Raw genomic sequence first — 20,433 nt, 5'->3', positions numbered from 1 at the left:
CCCCGGACTTTCAAATACACTTAGACGGGATGTCACAACCATAGCAAGTTAATCCTGCATTGGGGGCCACGGTCTGGTGGTCTCTGCGGCAATCCAGTTGGCCACCCACTCGGGGGCCGCTGGCGATTGCTCGTCCAAACCCATGGCTTCCATCACCCGATCCGGCGTCACAATCCCGTTCTTGTCGGTCACCGCCGCCCGGTAGAGCGCATGGTTGGCGCATTCACCGTTTTGCTTCCACATGGATTGCTCCAGATAGATAAACCGCGCATCCCAGAACACCGCCCGGCTGCGCATCTCAATCTTCTCGAATGTGCGGATGCGGCGGCGATAGCGCACGGTGGCGCCTGCCATGGTCATGTTCCACTTTTCCCGACGCAATACACTGACCAGGCCAATGCGCTGCGCCAGTGGGATACGACCCAAGTCAAACAAGGTCAGCGTGCGCCCGTTGTTTAACTCCATCCACAGGTCAATGTCAGACGGCCAACAGCGGTGCTCGGACACATGGGTGCCTGTCAACGGCAGCGAGGATGCGTTGCGAAATTTGATCAGCTCTTTGACCATGCGCATGATGGGATACATGGGGCTCTCCTTTGCCTGCCCTTCAATGCCTTCCGCAACACATCGTCAACCGAGATTCCAGCGCAGGCTTGTGCTTTGACGCAACGGTGCTTAACTGTGCCCCAATCGGAGCAAAGGAGCCTCTCATGATGGCAATTTACGGCCCGCTGCGGCTGATCTTGGATATCGCCTTCTTCTTCATGCTGGCACATATCATCATGAGCTGGCTGATCAATTTCCAGGTCCTGAACCTGCGCCAGCCACTGGTGTCGCAAATCTGGACCGGCCTGAACCGTCTTCTGGAGCCAATCTACGAGCCGGTGCGACGTGTGATGCCGGACACCCGCCCGCTGGATCTCGCGCCCTTGGTGGTCTTTGTGATCATCATTTCCCTGCGAGACTACATTCTGCCAGCGGTTCTTCTTGGATAACCTGCGCCTTCGGGCTTGAGGCTCCCGCCTGCCTATGGGACAGTCGCGCGAAACGCAGATTGTCCCAACAAAAGGTGAAAAATGCAGGCCGCAACCACGGTTCTGAGCGATGTTTTTGGCTTTGACGCCTTCCGCCCGGGACAAGAAGACATCGTGGAAGCTGTCACGCGCGGTGACAATGTGTTGGCGATCATGCCAACCGGCGGCGGCAAGTCCCTTTGTTATCAATTGCCTGCCCTCATCCGCGGCGGCGTCACCGTTGTGATCTCGCCGCTGATAGCGTTGATGCGCGACCAGGTACGTGCCCTGCGTGAGGCAGGGGTCGAAGCCGGCGCGTTGACGTCGGGCAATACCGAAGAAGAAACCGCACAGGTATGGGACGCTATCGATGCAGGCCGCCTCAAGCTGCTTTACATCGCGCCAGAACGGTTGGCGTCCGGCGCCGCGCTGGGCATGTTGCGCCAAATAGGCGTGGGCCTGATTGCGGTGGATGAAGCCCATTGTGTGAGCCAATGGGGGCATGATTTCCGGCCGGACTACCTGCGTATTGGCGAGCTGCAACGGGCGCTCGACGTACCAATCGCTGCCTTCACAGCCACAGCAGATGCCGAGACACGCGACGAGATTGTTGAGCGTTTGTTTGGTGGAGTCGCGCCAGAGACCTTTCTGCACGGCTTTGATCGTCCGAACCTGCACTTGGCCTTTGCCGCTAAGGACAATCCCCGAAAGCAGATCCTGCAGTTCGCCGCTGCCCGCAAAGGGCAGTCCGGCATTGTCTATTGCGGCACCCGGGCCAAGACGGAAACCCTCGCCAAAGCGCTGCGAGACGAGGGCCATTTGGCCTTGCACTATCACGGCGGTATGGATCCGCAGGAACGTCGTGACACCGAAGTGCGGTTCCAGCGCGAGGACGGGTTGATTGTTGTCGCTACCGTGGCCTTTGGCATGGGGGTGGATAAGCCAGATATTCGTTGGGTTGCCCATGCGGATTTGCCCAAGTCGATTGAGGCCTATTACCAAGAGATTGGCCGCGCTGGGCGGGATGGCGCGCCGGCGGAAACCCTCACTTTATTCGGCCCTGACGACATTCGGTTACGTCGTTCTCAAATTGATGAAGGTCTTGCGCCGCCTGAACGTCGCGCGGCGGATCATGCCCGCCTCAACGCGTTGCTTGGTTTGGCCGAGGCTTTGGAATGCCGCCGTGCGAACCTCTTGCAATACTTCGGAGAAACTGAGGTCACCTGCGGGAAATGCGACCTCTGTGATACGCCGCCTGAGGTGTTTGATGGCACGGAGGCGGTGCGCAAAGCGCTTTCGGCTATTCTACGCACCGGCGAATGGTTTGGCACCGGTCACTTGATCGACATCCTGCTTGGCAATGAGACCGACAAAGTGCGCGAGCGCGGGCATGATGTGCTGCCGACCTATGGCGTTGGCAAGGAATATGACAAACGCCAATGGCAGGCTGTGTTCCGCCAGATGATGGGGCACGATTTGGTGCGTCCCAACCCGGAACGCCATGGCGCGCTTATGATGACCGAACGGGCGCGGCCCGTGTTGCGGGATGAGGAAACCGTCAAGCTTCGCCGTGATACCATCCGCACTACCTCACGCCGTCCTGCGGCCAAAACCCTGGTCAGCGAAGAAAACGCGCCGCTCATGTCCGCACTGAAAGCCAAACGCCGCGCCTTGGCCGAAGCGGCGAAAGTTCCCGCCTATGTGATCTTCCCGGACCGCACGCTCGCAGAGATGGCCGAGGTGCGTCCAGGTAATCTGGACGACATGGCGCGTGTGAACGGTGTGGGCGCCAAGAAACTGGCGAACTACGGCGATGCTTTTCTGGAGGTTATCAACGGGGAAGCGGAGCAAATGCACCCAAGCCGCCGCAAAATCGCCGGCCGACAGGATGCGGACCTCTACGACCAACTGTTGGAAGCGCAATCCAATCTGCTGCGTGGCCCAGAGGGTATCGACAAACCGATGAGTTGTTCCGCAGGGATGTTGGCCAAAGTTGCCAGCACCAAGCCGCGGGATGCGCAAGCGATGGAGCGCTTGCTTGGGGATCGCCGTGCCGAACGTTTTGGGGATGCCTTTCTGGAAATCCTCCGCGACGCCAACTAGATAGACTTCAAACAGAAGGACCGCCAAATGCTTGTTGTGATTTCGCCCGCCAAACGTCTGAACTGGGATCCTGTTGAGGGCCCAATGACGGAGCCCGCGTTTCAGGAAGATGCCGTGCGTTTGGCCAAGACGGCACGCAATCTGACGCTTGCCGATCTGCGCAAACTGATGGACCTGAGCCCGGACCTGGCGAAACTCAACCGCGATCGGTTCAAGGCCTTTGAGGACGCTCCATCAGCAGACCTCACCCGCCCTGCGGTGCATGCCTTCGCGGGCGACACTTATGTTGGCTTGGATGCGGCCAGCCTTGAAGCGGACGAGATGACCTGGGCACAAGATCACTTGCGGATATTGTCGGGTCTCTACGGGATACTGCGCCCATTAGATGCGATGCAGGCCTATCGTCTGGAAATGGGTAGCCGCCTGAAAACGCGTCGCGGCAAGTCGCTTTATGAGTATTGGCGTCAGGCCCCTGCCAAAGCGTTGCGCGCGCAGGCGGAAGAGTTGAACACGGACACATTGGTCAACTGTGCCAGCCAAGAATACTTCGGCGCCGTTGATTTGAAAGCGCTAAAGCTGCGCGTCATCACACCGGTGTTCATGGAAGAGCGAAACGGCGAGGCCAAGATCGTCTCTTTCTTTGCCAAAAAGGCACGGGGTAGCATGGCGCGTTACGTCATCCATAATCGCCTGACAGAGGCGGAGGGGCTCAAGGATTTTGACTACGGCGGCTATCGGTTCCAGCCGGACCTGTCAGAAGGTGACCGCTGGGTGTTTCTGCGCGATTACCCGGAGGCTTGAAGCGGCAGCTCTTCAGGCTCGGGGAACGGGTCCACAGTCTCGCCGGTATAGACTTCGGCAATCACCTTGAAGATTTCCTTCTTGCGCAATGGTTTGGTGAGGTACCTGTCCAAACCGTGTGACAAGATGTGTTCCTCATCGCCGTCATTGGCCAAGGCAGTCAGTGCGATAATCGGCACATGGCCCTTGGTGGCCTCTTCCAATTCGCGAATTTTCTGCGTGGCCTCGGTGCCATCCATACGCGGCATGGAGATATCCATAAAGATCAGGTCTGGCGCGTAGGACTTGAACTTCTCCACCGCTTCGACGCCGTCGTGGGCAAACTCAAGATCAATGTTCAGTGACTTAAGCAGTTTTTCCAACACCAGGCGGTTCGTCTTGTTGTCCTCAGCGGACAACACACGCATGCGCCGTTTGGTTGGTTTGCTGCGCTGGGAGGCCCCGGCGTTTGCGGCTTTGGCAATGCCGAGGTTCAACTCGGCGCGCGAGCCCGGTTTCTGCAAAATCGCTTTCACCAGCGAGTCCTTTTCCATGCCGGCAAAGACCTTCAAATCACTGGTCAGCGCCAGGATCGGCGTGGTGACTTCCATTTTTTGCAGCTCGGTGCTCAATTCGCGGGCGTTGATGCCGGTCGGGGTGTGGTCCGCCAGAATCAAATCTACATGTGGTGCCAGCAACAGCACCTGGGTTTGATCTGTGCAAATGGTCACTGTCGCGCCCATCTGTTCCAACTGTTTGTGCAGCAGGTCGCTGTTCACTTCCACGTCGGAGGCCACCAAAATGTGCTGGACACTGTCAGGAAGCGGAATTGGCAGCTGTTCGCAGTCTTCCTCAATCGGCATAGAGAGACGGAATCCAAAAGAGGTGCCTTCTCCTACAACAGAATCCACCCAGATTTCGCCGGACATCAGACCTACGAGTTGTTTGGTCAGCGCCAGCCCAAGTCCTGTGCCCTCGAACTCACGGTTCTGGCTAGTGTCGACCTGATTGAATTCGCCAAAGATGTGGTCGAGTTTTTCTTCCGGGATGCCAATGCCCGTGTCTTGCACGGTCACATGGATTACCGCTTCAGAGCCATCATTGGTGATCACACCAACAACCTGCACCTGTACATGCCCGTGATGGGTGAACTTCACGCCATTGCCCACAAGATGGGTCAAGATCTGTCGCATACGCCCGATGTCGCCGACAAATTTCGTGGGCAGGAACAGGTCGTAATCCACCAACAGTTCCACGCCTTTTTCTCGCGCGGAAACCTGGTGCAGCGTCATGACTTCATGGATGCAACGCTCCAGATCAAACGGCTCGGTCCGCAGACCAACGTTTTCGGCGCCTAGCTTAGAGTAGTCGAGCACGTCGTTGATGATGGAGAGCAGCGCCTCGCCTGAGTTTTTGATGGTGGAGGCAAACAGACGTTGTTCTTCGCTCAACGTGGTGTCCATCAACAGGCTGGCCATACCCACCACACCGTTCATTGGCGTGCGCAATTCGTGGCTCATATTTGCAAGGAAGGCGGATTTGGCCTGGCTGGCGGCCTCTGCTTCTTGACGGGCACGCTGAAGTTCCGCTTCTTTGCGCACGGACTCAGTAATGTTCATCGCGAGGCTGGCACGGTCTTCGCCCTGATCACGCTGGTCGATCAGCTTCAGGAATTCCTCGTTCCACAGGCGCACAATCACCGGCTCCGGTTCATCGTCGTGCCAGCGCTGTTCCATCATGTTGCACCAGTCATCGGGCGATGTGTCTTCCAACACAAACAGCCCCTCATGGGCCGCAAACTCCATGATTTCCTGATAGCTGATGCCGGGCTTGATGTGGTCGGCACCTTCAAAAATGGCCAGATACGCCGGGTTGGCGGCGATCATTTTGCCTTTGGCATCAAAAAAAGCGAAACCATCCCGAATCGTGGCGATGGAATGCCAAAGCCGCTGTTCCGCCTTGTCCGCACGCTCTTTGGCGGTTTCCAGCTCGTTGCGGACTTTCTTGTTTTCCTTGACGACGGTCTGGTATTCGGCGCGTGTTTCGACGATTTCATTAGACAATTGCGCAGCATGTTTGCCCAGCTTGCGGTTGGCTGCATAAAGCTCGCGCTTTTTCAGCTCCAGCAAGCGTTCGGCTGCCAAACGTGCCCGTCTTTCGTCCGCAAGTTTTTGCGCCAGCGACATACGCCGATCCCTAAATCGTCCAATCCGTTGTCCGTCGTTCTCTCAAATGTCCATGAATATCTGCTTAATCGGATAGGCTGCATTTGCTGAATCTCTTATCGTTGCCAAGTCCGTGGCCCCCATGGCACCATTGCGTCATTGATTGATGGAGAAGCCTAATGTTTCGCATTTTTGTGGCTGCAATTTTGACTGTTTGTTCTGGTGTGGCATATGCCGAAGACGCTTTTGTGCCTGATCGCCGCATCGTCGTGAGTCGCGACGTTGATTTCTACGGATCGGACCTGCAAAACCTGTTTGATACGACCTACGATGCCTGCATTACGGCCTGTTTGGCCAATCAGGATTGTGTGGCGTTCACCTTCAATCAAAAATCCAACGCCTGTTTCCCGAAATCAGCGATCAGTGACCGTCAGCCCTATGAAGGTGCCTTGTCTGCGGAAGTGTTTGAAACGCCCCGCGGAACGCATTTCTTGGCTGCTGGGCGCGCGGAAGATTTGACGTTTTTGAGAAAGTCGGACTTTGACCGCGCCAAGGATCTGGCCACCAATATCGGACGGTATCATGCGGGCGGTCCTTGGACCGTGCAGGCGATGCTTGACGCTGCGCAAGAGCGCCGCGCTGAAGGCAACAATCTGAGCGCTATGAGATGGACGGGTGGCGCCTTGGCAAAATCAGACCGCAGTGACCTGTGGCACGAATACGCGCGCCTGAACGCTAACTTAAAAAGTGACAAGTCTTCAGAAACCCGGACCTTTCGCGAACGCGCTTTCCTTGGCAGTATCAATGCTTACTTGCGTGCTGAAGATCGGGCTGAGCGCGTGAATGCTCTGATTTTGATGGCGGATCAACTGGAAGAGCAAGAACGCGGTAAAGCAGTTCTGCGCAGCTTACGGCTTGCAGAGTCGATCCAGCCTCGGACCGATGTTGCACAACGTTTGGACGCGGCGATCGGCAAATACGGGTTCCGTGTATCTGAGCATGTTGTGGATAGCGATTTTGAAGAGCCGCGGTTTTGCGCGGAGTTCAATGAACCGCTGATCAAAGCCGGGCAGGATTACGCGCCGTTTGTAAAGCTCCCAACCTCACAAATGGCTATAAGCGTTGAAGAGCGCCGTATTTGTGTTGACGGCCTCACACATGGGCAGCGCCTTGAGGTAACTTTCCGCGCAGGTCTGCCCGCACAAAGTGGCGAAACGCTGATCAAGGACATCACGCTCAATGCGTATGTGCGCGACCGCAGCCCAAGCTTGGCCTTTGGAGGGCGGGCCTATGTTTTGCCGCGCAGCCAGGATGCGGGGCTGCCAATTGAGACCGTCAATCTGAATGAGGTGGACCTGACCTTGCAGCGCGTGAATAACCGCAACATTCTGCGCGCCATTCAGGACAGCTATTTTGGGCAACCTCTAAGCTACTGGCAGGTCGATGATTTTGCCCGCGATGTGGCAGAAACCATCTGGACGGGGACCGGAGAAGTTCAAAATACACTGAACCAGACCGTGACAACCCGCCTGCCGATGGCGGAATTGGTCGCAGGCCAACCGGCCGGCGTCTACGCGTTGACCGCTGACCTTCCTGGGGCGGACAAATACGACGAAACGTCCGCGACACAGTGGTTCTTGCTGTCTGACATTGGCCTAACCAGCCTGAACGGCACCGACGGCTTGCACGCCTTTGTACGCCGCTTGTCGGATGCGACCGCCATGGATCAGGCCAAGGTGTCGCTGATTTCTCGGGCCAATCGCGTTTTGGGAACGGTTTCCAGCGATGCAGAGGGTTACGCGCGGTTTGATGCGGGTTTGACACGGGGCACGGGCGCGCAAGCGCCTGCGTTGTTACTTGTGGAAACGGGAGAGGATTTTACGTTCCTGTCCCTAACGGACCCTGCTTTTGATCTGTCTGACCGAGGTGTTGAGGGGCGCCCGGCCGCACCGCCAATTGATCTCTTTGTAGCAACGGATCGTGGTGCCTACCGCGCAGGCGAGACCATCCATGTGACAGCTTTAGCTCGCGGGCCCGTGGCCGAAGCCCTGCCGTCTTTGCCAGTGACAGCCATTCTGACCCGTCCCGATGGCGTGGAATACAGCCGCGAGGTGTCCACTGCAGGTGTGGCTGGTGGTCATGTGTTTGACATGCCTCTTGGCGCAACCGTGCCACGTGGCCGCTGGACGTTGGAGTTTAAGTCCGACCTGGAGGCCCCAGCTTTGGCCACAGCCAAGGTGTTGGTCGAGGATTTCCTGCCAGAACGCATCGATTTTGAGATGACGCCGCCAAGTGGGCCTTTGACCGAGGATGATCCCGCGCCGCTTGAACTCGAAGCGCGGTATTTGTTTGGCGCGCCAGCGGCGGACTTGAGTGTCGAAGGGCAGCTCACTCTGCGGGCGCAGTCCGAGATTGAAGGGTATGAAGGCTATCGCTTTGGCCGATATGACCAGCCGTTCTATGGTCAAACCGAGTATTTTTATGGCGATGTGACAGATGCCGAAGGCCGCGCGGATATCTTCCTGCCGCTTCCATCTCAAGATGCGGCAGGGCGCGCGCTGTCGGCGGACATCACAATGCGTGTGCTTGAAGGCTCTGGCCGCCCAGTGGAGCGCCGTTTGTCTCATCCGGTGGCCGCGCAAACCGCGCTGATCGGGATCAAGCCGCAATTTGACGAAGATGTAGTGCCGGAAGGGGGAACAGCTCGGTTTGAATTGTTGGCCTTGGCATCCGACCTGTCGCGCACGCAGATGCCGGTGCAATGGACCGTCAACCGTGTGGAAACGCGCTATCAGTGGTACCAATTGGGCGGCAGCTGGGAGTGGGAACCAACCACGCGCCGCACAGCTGTGGCCAGTGGATCTGCAACGCTGGGTGACGCTGTTGTGGAAGTTGCTACACAGGTGGATTGGGGCCGCTACGAAATTGTGGTGGAACAGACCGGCGGCGATTTTGTGTCTAGCGCCGTTGAGTTCTACGCGGGGTGGTATGCGCCGGTGGATGCGAGCGAAACCCCGGACACGCTGGAACTGTCGTTGGACAAAGACATGTTCCGCAGTGGCGATACTGCCCAGCTGCGTCTGGTGCCGCGTTTTGCAGGAACGGCGCTTATCTCTGTTATGTCCAACCGGTTGATTTCGATGCAGGCCGTGGAAGTTAGTGAAGGCGAAAATCTGATCCCGCTGACCGTCACGGATGAATGGGGGGCAGGCGCATATGTAACTGCGTCGGTGATCCGGCCGTCAGATGTGCCAGCTGGCAAGAACCCGGCGCGGGCATTGGGGCTCAGCTACGCAAAGGTAGATCCGGGCGCCAAGCAGCTGTCGGTTGACCTCATTGCTCCGGCGCAAATTGCGCCGCGAGGACCGCTGGATGTGTCGCTCAATGTGGATGGTGTTGCCGAAGGCGAAACAGCTTTTGTGACTTTGGCCGCTGTGGATGTGGGCATCCTCAACTTGACAAGCTTTGAGAGCCCCGATCCGTCAGAGCATTACTTTGGCCAACGTCGATTGGGGATGGAAATTCGCGACATTTATGGACGCCTGATCAATGGCATGACCGGCTCCATGGGGGCTTTGCGGTCTGGCGGTGATGCCAATGCCGGGTCCAGTTTTGACTCGCCGCCGCCGACAGAAGAGCTTGTGGCCTATTTCCAAGGTCCCATCGAAGTTGGCGCTGATGGCACGGCACAGGTGCAGTTCGACATTCCGGAGTTCAATGGCGCCGTGCGACTGATGGCCGTGGCCTGGTCCGCAACCGGCGTAGGGCAAGCTGAACAAGAGGTGCTTGTGCGCGATCCAGTTGTGGTGACAGCCAGCTTGCCGCGGTTCTTGGCTCCGGGTGACGAAAGCCGTCTTTTGTTGGAGTTTGTGCATGCCGAAGGTCCCTCCGGGCGCATGGGTTTGGATGTGGTGGCGAGTGACGGTGTGACACTGGCGACGGATGCAGTCCCGTCCGGTTTGACATTGGAAGACCTGGGCTCTGCCCGTTTGTCCGTGCCACTTGTGGCGCAAGATGTTGGCGACCACAGCATTGACGTCGCGCTGACGACGCCGGACGGAAAACTGCTCACCAAGAAACTTGTGCTGCCGGTTCGAGACAACGACCCAGCCATAAGCGAAACCCGTCAGGTGGTGTTGGCGGCAGGCGAAAGCCTCACGTTAGGCTCTGATCTGTTTGCGGATTTGCGGCCAGGCACAGCCGAGGCGGTCTTGTCGTCCGGAGCGTTGGCACGGTTTGACGCGCCGGGTTTGATGCGGGCATTGGATCGCTATCCGTACGGCTGCACCGAGCAAGTCGCGTCCCAAACTCTGCCGCTCTTGTATTTCGAGGATGTGGCCGATGCTCTCGGATTGGCGGCAAGCCAGACATTGGACAGCCGGATTGCCGACGCCATCGAGCTGGTGCTCACCCGTCAGTCCAGCAACGGGGCCTTTGGCCTCTGGCAGCCAGCGTCGGGTGATTTCTGGTTGGATGCCTATGTGAGCGATTTCCTGTCTCGTGCAAAGGCAAAGGGGCATGCGGTGCCCGAGTTGGCCTTTATGCAGGCCATGAATAACCTGCGCAATCGCGTGAACTATGCGCCGGACTTTGACAAAGGTGGCGAGGACTTGGCCTATGCGCTGATGGTTCTGGCCCGTGAAGGCGCGGCGAACATGGGCGACTTGCGCTACTACGCTGATGTAAAAGCGGAGGCCTTTGCCACACCTTTGGCCGCGGCACAACTTGGCGCAGCTCTAGGCTTTTACGGCGATCAGACCCGTGCCGACTTCATGTTTCGACAGTCCGCGCGGCTGATTGAGGGACAATCGCAGAGCAACGAGAGCCCATTGTGGCGTGTCGATTACGGCACCAACCTGCGTGACGCCGCTGGTGCATTGACGCTGGCCGTTGAGGCGGGCAGTGAAGCGGTGGATCGCAATGCCTTGCTGACACGGGTGACGGCGCCGGGGCGTGATCTTTCTACGCAGGAATCGGTGTGGTCGCTTATGGCAGCACATGCTCTGATTGACGACGCCGGGTCCAATACGCTGAGTCTGAACGGCGCGGCTTTGGATGGGCCGTTGTTGGAGCGTGTGCCGGACAGCGCCTTGACCTCTGATTTTGCATTGAAAAATGAAGGAGATGCGCCGCAACCGGTTACGGTCACCACCGTTGGTGTGCCGACGTACAAAATCCAGAGCGGCGGCTATGGGTACCAGCTGTCGCGCCAGTATTTCACCATGGAAGGCGTAGAGGTCACCGGCGCGCAGGTGGCGACGGGCGACCGTTTTGTCACCGTGCTGACCGTTACGCCGTCCAGCAAAGTTGGCGCGCGGTTGATGGTAAATGATCCGCTGCCAGCAGGGTTTGAGATCGACAATCCAAACTTGCTCTCGAGTGGCGATGTGCGGGCTTTGGACTGGCTGCAACCCACCTATGCCGAGCACAGCGAGTTCCGCTCCGATCGGTTCCTGGCTGCTGTGGATTGGCAATCAGATCAACCCTTTAGATTGGCCTACATTGTACGCGCGGTGTCGCCGGGTGCGTATCATCATCCGGCTGCGTCAGTGGAAGATATGTATCGTCCACAATACCGTGCCAACACCGATGCGACCCGTCTGATCGTGACCGAGTAACATGCGGTTTGCGCCATTTGTCCTTGTCGCTGCGCTGCTTTTAGCAGCCGCAACGCGGGATGGCGTGGACCGGTGGGTGGCAGAGACTGAGCTGCCAGATCTGTTGATCGACACCTCGGTAGAAGTGGTTGATCGCGATGGGAAACTGCTGCGGGCTTATACAGTGGACGACGGCCTGTGGCGCATGGGCAGTGGTCTGGAAGCTGTTGATCCTGGTTATATCGACATGCTGGTGGCCTATGAAGATGGGCGCTTTTGGTCTCATGCCGGTGTGGACCCTTGGGCGGTTGTGCGGGCCGTGGGGCAAGCGGTTTGGCATGGGGAGGTAATCTCTGGTGGATCGACGTTGACCATGCAGGTTGCGCGGTTGCTCGAGGATTCCGGCACCGGAGCGTGGCAAGGCAAGTTGCGGCAGGTGCGGGTGGCCTTGGCGTTGGAGAAAGCTCTGAGCAAAGAGGAAATTCTTGCACTTTATCTGTCCCATGCGCCGTTTGGTGGGAACCTGGAAGGAGTACGCGCGGCAACCTTGGCGTGGTTTGGCAAAGAGCCGTATCGGTTGACGCCCGCGCAGTCTGCGCTGTTGGTTGCCTTGCCACAAAGCCCCAACGGACGGCGGCCTGATCGGCATCCCAAAGCCGCAGCAGAGGCACGGGAGCGCGTGTTGCAATGTGCTGTGATTGCTGGGATTTTGACCAAAGACGCTGCGTCGGCGGCTAGAACGACACCGGTGCCAAATCAGCGGCGGGCGTTTCAGAGCTTTGCGCCGCATATGGCGGACCGCGCTGTGGCGCAGCGGCCAGAGGCGGTTGTGCATCATGTGACGTTGTCGCGTGATCTGCAAATCTCGCTAGAAGCGCTTGCGGCCAAGGCCTTGCGAGGTCTGGAGGATCGCGTATCGATTGCCATGGTTGTGGCGGATCATTACAGCGGGGAGATTCTCGCGTCCGTGGGATCGGCCGGGTTTTCTGGTGGAGACCATCGGCAAGGATTTGTCGATATGACACAGGCCAAGCGCTCGCCGGGATCCACGCTTAAGCCATTGGTCTATGGGCTTTCTTTTGATCAAGGTCTGGCGCATCCGGAGACCTTGATCACCGATGCGCCGGTGCGGTTTGGGACCTATGCACCGCAGAATTTTGACGGGCGCTTCCGGGGGGAGTTGCGGGTGCGAGAGGCTTTGGCGCAGTCGCTGAATTTGCCGGTGGTTTTGCTAACGGATGAAATTGGACCGGCCAATTTGATGGCAGCTATGCGCAAGGCAGGGGCGGCGCCGGAGGTGCCTGGTGGTGTGGCTGGATTGGCTGTCGCGCTGGGGGGCGTGGGGTTGTCGCTGGAAGAGTTGGTGCAGCTATATGCTGTGATCCCGCAAGGTGGATTGGCGCAGAAGTTGCGCTGGCGGTTGGATGAAGAAACCTCAATAAAGCAAAGGGTTATGAGCCGATCGGCGGCGTGGCATTTGGGGGATATCTTGTCCGGGATAGCCCCGCCAAAAGGGGCGGCGCGCAATGGGTTAGCGTATAAAACCGGGACGTCCTATGGGCACCGGGATACTTGGGCGATTGGATTTGATGGTCAGCATGTGGCCGGGGTCTGGATTGGGCGGCCGGACGGGACGCCGGTGCCGGGGGCCTTTGGGGCAGAAATCGCCGCGCCGGTATTGTTTGAGGTGTTTCAGCGCATTGCGCCGGAGTTGACTCCACTCGGCCCTCCGCCGCCCGAGACATTGATTGTCAGCACGGGCCAACTGCCTGCACCGCTTCGGAAATTTCGCGGTCGCAATGCGCTGTTTGAGAAGTCTGAAGATGCGCTGGCGGTGGCGTTTCCGCCGGATGGGGCGACCTTGGAGGGCGCCAACAGCGAGGTCATTCTGAAAGTCAAAAACGGTGCCTTGCCCTTCACCGTGTTGGCCAATGGCGCGCCGATTGTGCAGCAAAGTCGGTTGCGGGAAATGGTGGTGCCGTTGGCTGGAAAAGGCAGTGCAACGGTGACGGTGATTGACGCCAAAGGGGCGTCGGATCGGGTCACATTTTGGGTGGATTAACCACTGGTTTTGCACTTCGGTATTGCGTCGGTATCGCGACTGTTTTGCGGAGGTGCGCCATTTGACGGGGCCAAAGGCGTTAACCTTTGGCCCTGAGGGCTTCGCGGCCAGTTAGATGCGCTCAATCGCGATGGCGATGCCCTGACCGCCGCCGATGCACATGGTGATAAGACCTTTTGAGCCGCCGGTGCGCTCCAGCTCATACATGGCTTTCACCGTGATGATCGCGCCGGTTGCGCCCACTGGGTGGCCCAGTGCAATCGCGCCGCCGTTCGGGTTCACTTTGGCGGGATCAAGGCCGAGGCCTTTGTTCACGGCAATCGCTTGGGCTGCGAAGGCCTCGTTGGACTCGATGACGTCAAAGTCGGCAATGCGTAGGCCGGTTTTGGTCAGCAGGTTTTCCACCGCAGGCACCGGGCCAATGCCCATGACCTCTGGGCGGACGCCAGCGTGGGCGTACCCCAACACGCGGAACTTCGGCGTTAGGCCAGCTTTATCGGCCGCTTCGGCGCGGGCCATGACGATGGCGGCGGCACCGTCGTTGATGCCCGAGGCGTTGCCTGCGGTCACGCGACCGTCTTTCTTGAACACGGCGCGCAGTTTGCCGAGGCTCTCCATGGTGGAGGCAGTAGGGTGTTCGTCACGGGCAAAGGGCACCATGTCGCGCTTCACTTTCACCTCAACCGGCACAATCTGCTCGTCGAAGTAGCCAGCCTCGATGGCCGCGGCGGCGCGTTCTTGGGAGGCCAGCGCAAAGGCATCCATGTCTTCGCGGGTGACATCGTTTTCATCAGCGACGTTTTCAGCGGTGATGCCCATATGTCCGGTGCCAAACGGACAGTTCAGCGCCCCCAGCATCATGTCCAGCGTTTTGACGTCACCCATTTTCTGGCCCCAGCGTTGGGACTGCATGATGTAGGGGCTGCGTGACATGTTTTCTGCGCCGCCAGCGACGGCAAAATCCGCATCGCCCAACATCAGGGACTGGGTGGCGGAGACAATCGCCTGTGCACCGGAACCACAAAGGCGGTTCACGTTCATGGCTGGGGTGGTGTCCGGAATGCCGACCTGCATCGCGGCCACGCGTGATAGGTACATGTCACGTGGTTCGGTGTTGATCACGTGACCAAAGACCACGTGGCCGATTTGACCACCTTCCACGCCGGCGCTTTCCATGGCCGCCTTGGTGACGGTGGCGCCAAGATCAATGGGGGCGGTGTTGGCAAGGGATCCACCAAAGGTGCCAATGGCGGTGCGTGCGCCGCCGAGAATTACGATGTCCGACATCTGTCGTCTCCTCCTGAAATCGTGTTGGCCACAGTATGCAGGCGCAGCATCGGCGAGTCAGGTGGAACGGTGCGTCACAGTTTTATTGCCCGTAGTCTTACGGAGGTGTGTTTCGCGGTTCGATTGACAAAAGGAGGTAAGTTCCCGCATTTGGGGGCATGAGTAACGATCTGCCGATCTTGGAACTTTTGCCCGCACGGTTGCGGGAGGCCCGCCGTGCGCAAGGGCTGTCGCTGGACGCGGTGGCAAAGCTCTCTGGCGTGAGCCGCTCGATGGTGAGCCAGATTGAGCGTGGCGAAAGCAGCCCGACAATTGCCACCCTGTGGAACCTGACGCGGGCCTTGCAGGTGGATTTTGCCGGTCTGCTGGATGCACAGGCGGGGGACAAGGTGGATGTGCTGCGCGCGTCCGATGTGCCACGTTTTGACAATATGGGACATCTTTGCCTCATTCGGATTCTGTCGCCCCCCGAAGATGTTGGGGGGCATGAGGTCTATGACATCTCCTTTGAGGCAGGGGGCAGCCTAAAAAGCGCGCCGCACACCCGTGGGGCGACGGAGCAGCTGACCGTGCTGTCCGGTGCCGTATCGGTGACAAGCGGGACAGCTGTGCAGGACTTGGCGGAAGGCGACACCGCGCGCTATGCGGCGGATGTGGCCCATGCGATTGAGGCAACAGAGCCTGCGCGGGTGTTTCTGATTGTGAAGAACGCTTAGCGGAAAGTGCTGCGCCTGACCCTGGGTGGGCGCTGTCGCATCGCTAGACACTGGCTTGAATCGAAGATCAATCACACGATTTGTTTTGTTCCCAAGGTAGCAGTGCGCCCTCCCGTGGGGAGGGTCGGGCGCAGCACGGGCTTACAGCCCGCGCTAAAGGGCGGGTTACTCTTCTGTTTAGGGTGTATCTTAAATTTCGGATTTTTGTCCGTTATAATGAATTTCCCTCTTCACGGACATAAATCCGTTATGGTAGATGGTCGTCCATCATTATGGAGAACCCCATGTCTGACGCTTTCTTGACCGACATCCGCGACACGCTCACCACCATTGAGGCCGAGGGGCTGATGAAGAGAGAGCGCATGATCACGTCGCCCCAAGGCGGCGAAATTCAGGTGGGAGATCGGGCGGTCATCAACCTGTGCGCCAACAATTACCTTGGGCTCGCGGACAACCCAGCGCTGATTGCAGCTGCAAAGGACGCCATGGACCCGCGTGGGTTTGGTATGGCCTCGGTGCGGTTTATCTGCGGCACACAGGACATTCACCGCGCGTTGGAGCAGAAGCTGGCGCGCTTTCTGGGCAAAGACGACTCAATCCTGTTTGCCGCTTGTTTTGACGCCAATGGCGGGTTGTTTGAGCCGCTGTTGACCAAAGAAGACGCGATTGTGTCGGACAGTCTGAACCACGCGTCGATCATTGATGGCATCCGCCTGTGTAAGGCCAAGCGCTATCGCTATGCCAACAACGATATGGCGGATTTGGAAGCGATGTTGCAGCACGCACGCAACGAGGGCGCGCGGCATATTATGATTGCCACGGACGGGGTGTTTTCGATGGATGGTTATCTGGCGAACCTGCCGGAGATCACGCGGTTGGCCAAGAAATACGATGCGGTGGTGATGGTGGATGATTGTCACGCCACTGGATTTATGGGGCCAAACGGCGCTGGCACACCGGATCACTTTGGCGTCGACGTTGATATCCTGACCGGCACCTTGGGCAAGGCGCTGGGCGGGGCGATTGGCGGCTATATTGCCGGGCCGCAGCCGGTGATCGATCTGTTGCGCCAACGGGCGCGGCCATATCTGTTTTCCAACTCCTTGCCGCCCAGCATTGTGGCGGCGGGATTGGAAGCGATCCGTTTGGTCGAAGAGGGCGCCGAGGACCGGGCGCGGTTGCGCGAGAATGCGCAGTATTGGCGGGCAGGGTTGGAGAAGCTGGGGTTTGAGATCTTGCCAGGGGAGCATCCGATCATTCCGGTGATGTTAGGCGAGGCGACCTTGGCGCAGGAGATGGCGGCGAAGCTGTTTGAGGAAGGGGTCTATGTGTCGGGCTTCTTCTTCCCGGTGGTGCCGCGTGGACAAGCGCGGATCCGCACGCAGATGAATGCCGCCCTGACGCGGGATGAGCTGGACCGGGCACTGGCGGCCTTTGGCAAGGTGGGCAAGGTGCTGGGGATTGTCTCATGAGCAAACCCAACACGATGACCGCGCTGGAGAAATCCAAGCCCGAGGAGGGGCTGTGGATGGTGCAGGCGCCGGTGCCTGAGATTGGGCCGGACGAGGTGCTGATCAAGGTCAACAAGACCGGGATTTGTGGCACGGACATTCACATTTGGAACTGGGACGACTGGGCCAGCGCAACAGTGCCGGTGCCGATGATCACGGGCCATGAGTTTGCCGGTGAGATTGTCGAGATGGGCCGCAATGTGGATGGGCTCAGCATAGGCCAGCGCTGTTCCGGTGAAGGGCATGTGGTGGGCCATGAGAGCCGTCAGGCGCGGGCGGGAAAGTTTCATCTCGATCCCGGCACGCGCGGGATTGGGGTGAACGTACAGGGGGCGTTTGCGCAGTATTTGCGGCTGCCCGCGTTTAATGTGGTGCCTTTGCCGGATGACATTCCCGATGAGATTGGCGCGATTTTGGACCCGCTGGGCAATGCCGTGCACACGGCCTTGAGCTTTGATTTGCTGGGCGAAGATGTGCTGATCACCGGTGCGGGACCCATCGGGATTATGGCGGCGGCAGTGGTGAAACATGCGGGGGCGCGGCATGTGGTAATCACGGACATCAATCCAGACCGGCTGGCGTTGGCGGAGCATGTGGTGCCCAATGCGCGGGCGGTGAATGTCGCCAATGAAGACCTCAACGACGTGATGCATGAGCTGGGGCTCAAAGAAGGGTTTGATGTGGGCCTTGAGATGAGCGGCTCGCAAGCGGCGCTGGATCAGATGGTCGAAGCGCTGGTGATGGGGGGCAAGATTGCGCTTCTGGGCATTCCGCCGGGCAAATCGCCGGTGGATTGGTCGCGGATTGTGTTTAAAGCGATCACGATCAAAGGGGTCTATGGTCGCGAAATGTTTGAGACCTGGTACAAGATGATTGCGATGTTGCAAAACGGCTTGGACGTTAGCCGGGTGATCACCCATCAGATGCCAGTAGGCGATTTTAAAGAGGGCTTTGCGGCGATGAACAGCGGCAAGTCGGGCAAGGTTGTGCTGGATTGGACCACCTGAGGGGGCTTTGCCCCCGTCCCATCGGGGATGGGACTCCCCCAGGATATTTGGGGAAGGAGAAGAGTGGGCGGCTGTCTGTGCTGTGGTCAGTCGTCTCGGCGTTTGTCTAAGAAGGCGCGGATTTCTTCGAGCAGCGGCAGGGCTTCGGCAATGCGTTCTGGCGGGAAGTGTTCCGCCACATCCATCAGGTCTGGGCCAAGTGCGGTGATGGCATCCTCTCGGAATTGCCGCCCTGCTTTTGTCAGCATGACACATTTGGAGCGCGCGTCTTTGGGATTGGGCTCCAGTGTGATCAACCCGGCTTTGCTGAGGCCAGACAGGGTGTGGGTCAGAGAGGTTTTGGGCACCTGAAGCGCAGTGGCGATGTCCATTGGCGTGCGCCCGTCGCCCAATCGTGTCAGGTGATTGAGCACAGTGAAATGAGACACCAGAAACCCGTCCGGCAGACGGGTTTCAAACAGGCGGCTTGAGAGCTGATTGATAATCCCCACTTCGTTGAAGAAGCGAAAAATAGTTGGGATTGTCTGCTCAGGTTTGGGCAATCTTTGCCTCCAATGGCCAACGTGGACTCGGCGCCACCTGGGGACCGTATCCGATACGTCCCAGCATTTGAACCGTTCCGCCGTTTGGCGCAAGGCGGTTGTGAATGGTCTGATAGGGGCTGTCCATTTCGGGGTATTCTTGCAGCACCTGGCTCAGCGGCTGCAGGCCGAGGCCAAGGGCGGTTGTGGCCAGATTGACCCGTACCCAGCTTTGACCAGCGATGATTTGATCCTGCCGGGTGTTGGTTTCCGTAACCAGCCAAACATGCCCCATGGCGGTGTCGGTGTTGGCAAAGACGGCGTCGAGACCGGATTTATAGGCTGTAGAGGTGGTGTCCGTCACAGTTTCGCGGGTGAACAGGCCGGTGAGGTGTAGCGTTTCAAACAGAGGGCCGGAGAAGTCGATGCCATCGGGATTGGCGTCGACCTCGCGATGGCCAATGCGGAACAGATCCACGCTTTCCTGATAAGTGTGGGGTGTTTCGACCTCGATCTGAAGCGCGGTGTGGGTGAGGTCCCGCAGTTCTGCGACGTCTTGAGCATCCACGGAACCGCCAAACTGTACGCCATGGCCAACTGCACTGGCCAGTTGAGCCAACGCGTCGGGCATGACGGCACGGGAGGTGTCAAACGGCTCCTTGTTGGAGCGGCGGGCCATAACGTATTGGAACAGCGGATCGGGTTTTTGACTGGCGTCTTTGGTGAAGACCGCATGGGCGATGGGGCGTGTGTCCAAATGAGAGTCGTTTTGACCTTCGGGGAAGAGCGTGAGGTCAATGCCATAGCCGTCTTGCGCGGCGGCCATGCGCATAATCTCAAGGAAGCACCCCAACCCAATGGTGATTTGGCGGTTCAGCGGATCGGTTTCGGGCAGCAGCTTGGTCAGATCGGCAAACAGGGTGACTTCGCTGTCTTTGGAAAGATCTACGATCCATGGTTGGCGATTGTGCGGGTTGGGCGCCAGCAGCGCGAAGGACAGGGCTTTTTTGCGGGGGTCTGAGTAGGTTCCGGCCAAGTCCCAAGGCGCGAGGGCCTCCGAAGGGCTGCGGGTTACGGCATATCCGGTGGCGGCGGCTGCGGTGATGACACCGCCGCCAATCAGGGCGAGCGTTTTTCGACGGGTGATGTTCATAGGTGACCTCAGTTTGTGCGATATCGTACTAAGTAGTGCGAAATCGTACTAAGTCAAGCGGGGAGCCCGCCTAGAGGGTGTCGCGAAAGAAATTTAACAAGCGTACTATTGAAAAACGGGGGCAGCATTCCCATTTACGGATTGAGGAAAGGAGACACGGTCCCGCCTCCGAGAGGCCAAAGCCAAGGCGCTCGCCATCGCTCCGCAAAAGGAGACTTCTGACATGCTCTATGTGCTTTACGTTGCACTTGTGATTGCCCTGCCTGCGGCTCTGGGAGCCCAGATGGTGGCACGGAATATCAACCGCAAAGACCCCAGCGCCGGGTTCATGTTGCTTTTGTTGGCCGCGGTGCCGGCCTTTGGATTTGCGTTCTTTGCCCCGCAGGGCATCATCTCGCCGTTCCGGTTTGACATCGGTGCTCCTGGCGCCTTCGGACTTGGTGTTATTCTGGGCGCTGGAATGGGTGCTTTCCAGCGTTGGATGCCGCAGCGGGCGTAAGAGTTCTCGCGTAAAACGT

The 20,433-nt window shown here is 58.5% G+C and carries 14 protein-coding genes; 9 read left to right on the top strand and 5 right to left on the bottom strand.

The genetic code is table 11. The annotated features are described in order from the left end of the window. Nucleotides 1-48: 48 nt before the first annotated feature. Nucleotides 49-585, bottom strand: coding sequence for an acyl-CoA thioesterase (locus SIB38_RS02200; RefSeq protein WP_294115630.1), 537 nt, complete (start codon nt 583-585; stop codon nt 49-51). A 125-nt stretch (nt 586-710) separates the two neighbouring features. On the opposite strand from SIB38_RS02200, the gene SIB38_RS02195 reads away from it, so the two are divergent. From SIB38_RS02195 to yaaA, 3 genes are all read left to right on the top strand, one after another. Further along, entirely contained in the window at nt 711-995 is a 285-nt protein-coding gene (locus SIB38_RS02195; RefSeq protein WP_294115632.1) for a YggT family protein, read from the top strand. Nucleotides 996-1,076: 81 nt separating this feature from the next. Then, nucleotides 1,077-3,116: a DNA helicase RecQ gene (gene recQ / locus SIB38_RS02190; protein ID WP_294115635.1), complete on the top strand. Its 2,040-nt coding sequence runs from the start codon at nt 1,077-1,079 to the stop codon at nt 3,114-3,116. Nucleotides 3,117-3,143: 27 nt separating this feature from the next. Continuing rightward, entirely contained in the window at nt 3,144-3,917 is a 774-nt protein-coding gene (gene yaaA / locus SIB38_RS02185; RefSeq protein ID WP_294115639.1) for a peroxide stress protein YaaA, read from the top strand. Here yaaA and SIB38_RS02180 read toward each other — a convergent pair. Then, nucleotides 3,902-6,082 (bottom strand): response regulator, encoded by a 2,181-nt coding sequence (locus SIB38_RS02180; RefSeq protein ID WP_412551246.1) that lies wholly within the window; start codon nt 6,080-6,082, stop codon nt 3,902-3,904. The two genes, yaaA and SIB38_RS02180, sit on opposite strands and share 16 nt — an antisense overlap. Nucleotides 6,083-6,240: 158 nt before the next feature. Here SIB38_RS02180 and SIB38_RS02175 point away from each other — a divergent pair, with 158 nt between their 5' ends. Continuing rightward, a complete protein-coding gene (locus SIB38_RS02175; RefSeq protein WP_412551245.1) occupies nt 6,241-11,679 on the top strand; it encodes an alpha-2-macroglobulin family protein in 5,439 nt (1,812 codons plus the stop codon). Between the two features lies 1 nt (nt 11,680). Next, nucleotides 11,681-13,720 (top strand): penicillin-binding protein 1C, encoded by a 2,040-nt coding sequence (gene pbpC / locus SIB38_RS02170; protein ID WP_412551244.1) that lies wholly within the window; start codon nt 11,681-11,683, stop codon nt 13,718-13,720. Between the two features lie 111 nt (nt 13,721-13,831). Here pbpC and SIB38_RS02165 read toward each other — a convergent pair whose 3' ends face one another. Further along, nucleotides 13,832-15,007 carry an acetyl-CoA C-acyltransferase family protein gene (locus tag SIB38_RS02165; protein WP_412551243.1) on the bottom strand — a complete coding sequence of 392 codons (1,176 nt, stop codon included), beginning with the start codon at nt 15,005-15,007 and terminating at the stop codon, nt 13,832-13,834. A gap of 158 nt (nt 15,008-15,165) precedes the next feature. On the opposite strand from SIB38_RS02165, the gene SIB38_RS02160 reads away from it, so the two are divergent. The 3 genes from SIB38_RS02160 to tdh all read left to right on the top strand — a co-directional run bounded on the left by SIB38_RS02160 (nt 15,166) and on the right by tdh (nt 18,241). Beyond that, on the top strand, nt 15,166-15,723 hold the full coding sequence (locus SIB38_RS02160; RefSeq protein ID WP_294115651.1) for a helix-turn-helix domain-containing protein: 558 nt from the start codon (nt 15,166-15,168) through the stop codon (nt 15,721-15,723). A 284-nt stretch (nt 15,724-16,007) separates the two neighbouring features. After that, a complete protein-coding gene (locus SIB38_RS02155) occupies nt 16,008-17,195 on the top strand; it encodes a glycine C-acetyltransferase (protein WP_294115653.1) in 1,188 nt (395 codons plus the stop codon). 14 nt (nt 17,196-17,209) lie between these two features. Next, nucleotides 17,210-18,241 (top strand): L-threonine 3-dehydrogenase, encoded by a 1,032-nt coding sequence (gene tdh, locus SIB38_RS02150; RefSeq protein WP_412552009.1) that lies wholly within the window; start codon nt 17,210-17,212, stop codon nt 18,239-18,241. 86 nt (nt 18,242-18,327) lie between these two features. On the opposite strand, the gene SIB38_RS02145 is transcribed toward tdh, so the two are convergent. After that, on the bottom strand, nt 18,328-18,783 hold the full coding sequence (locus SIB38_RS02145) for a MarR family winged helix-turn-helix transcriptional regulator (RefSeq protein ID WP_294115655.1): 456 nt from the start codon (nt 18,781-18,783) through the stop codon (nt 18,328-18,330). Further along, a complete protein-coding gene (locus SIB38_RS02140; RefSeq protein WP_412551241.1) occupies nt 18,770-19,915 on the bottom strand; it encodes an Acg family FMN-binding oxidoreductase in 1,146 nt (381 codons plus the stop codon). Before SIB38_RS02140 ends, SIB38_RS02145 begins: the two co-directional genes overlap by 14 nt. Before the next feature lie 223 nt (nt 19,916-20,138). On the opposite strand from SIB38_RS02140, the gene SIB38_RS02135 reads away from it, so the two are divergent. Then, nucleotides 20,139-20,414, top strand: coding sequence for a hypothetical protein (locus tag SIB38_RS02135; RefSeq protein WP_294115660.1), 276 nt, complete (start codon nt 20,139-20,141; stop codon nt 20,412-20,414). The last annotated feature ends 19 nt before the right edge of the window (nt 20,415-20,433 follow it).

The sequence above is a fragment of the Shimia sp. MIT910701 genome, from assembly GCF_047126315.1.
Classification (GTDB): domain Bacteria; phylum Pseudomonadota; class Alphaproteobacteria; order Rhodobacterales; family Rhodobacteraceae; genus Shimia.
This window is presented reverse-complemented; position numbering and strand designations above follow the sequence as displayed.

What these genes read in the sequence shown, in the direction of transcription:
- tdh (WP_412552009.1), top strand. Translation starts at nt 17,210, where the DNA reads ATGACCGCGCTGGAGAAATCCAAGCCCGAGGAGGGGCTGTGGATGGTG.
- SIB38_RS02200 (WP_294115630.1), bottom strand. Translation starts at nt 585, where the DNA reads ATGTATCCCATCATGCGCATGGTCAAAGAGCTGATCAAATTTCGCAAC.
- SIB38_RS02155 (WP_294115653.1), top strand. Translation starts at nt 16,008, where the DNA reads ATGTCTGACGCTTTCTTGACCGACATCCGCGACACGCTCACCACCATT.
- yaaA (WP_294115639.1), top strand. Translation starts at nt 3,144, where the DNA reads ATGCTTGTTGTGATTTCGCCCGCCAAACGTCTGAACTGGGATCCTGTT.
- SIB38_RS02140 (WP_412551241.1), bottom strand. Translation starts at nt 19,915, where the DNA reads ATGAACATCACCCGTCGAAAAACGCTCGCCCTGATTGGCGGCGGTGTC.
- pbpC (WP_412551244.1), top strand. Translation starts at nt 11,681, where the DNA reads ATGCGGTTTGCGCCATTTGTCCTTGTCGCTGCGCTGCTTTTAGCAGCC.
- SIB38_RS02195 (WP_294115632.1), top strand. Translation starts at nt 711, where the DNA reads ATGATGGCAATTTACGGCCCGCTGCGGCTGATCTTGGATATCGCCTTC.
- recQ (WP_294115635.1), top strand. Translation starts at nt 1,077, where the DNA reads ATGCAGGCCGCAACCACGGTTCTGAGCGATGTTTTTGGCTTTGACGCC.
- SIB38_RS02180 (WP_412551246.1), bottom strand. Translation starts at nt 6,082, where the DNA reads ATGTCGCTGGCGCAAAAACTTGCGGACGAAAGACGGGCACGTTTGGCA.
- SIB38_RS02175 (WP_412551245.1), top strand. Translation starts at nt 6,241, where the DNA reads ATGTTTCGCATTTTTGTGGCTGCAATTTTGACTGTTTGTTCTGGTGTG.
- SIB38_RS02165 (WP_412551243.1), bottom strand. Translation starts at nt 15,007, where the DNA reads ATGTCGGACATCGTAATTCTCGGCGGCGCACGCACCGCCATTGGCACC.
- SIB38_RS02135 (WP_294115660.1), top strand. Translation starts at nt 20,139, where the DNA reads ATGCTCTATGTGCTTTACGTTGCACTTGTGATTGCCCTGCCTGCGGCT.
- SIB38_RS02160 (WP_294115651.1), top strand. Translation starts at nt 15,166, where the DNA reads ATGAGTAACGATCTGCCGATCTTGGAACTTTTGCCCGCACGGTTGCGG.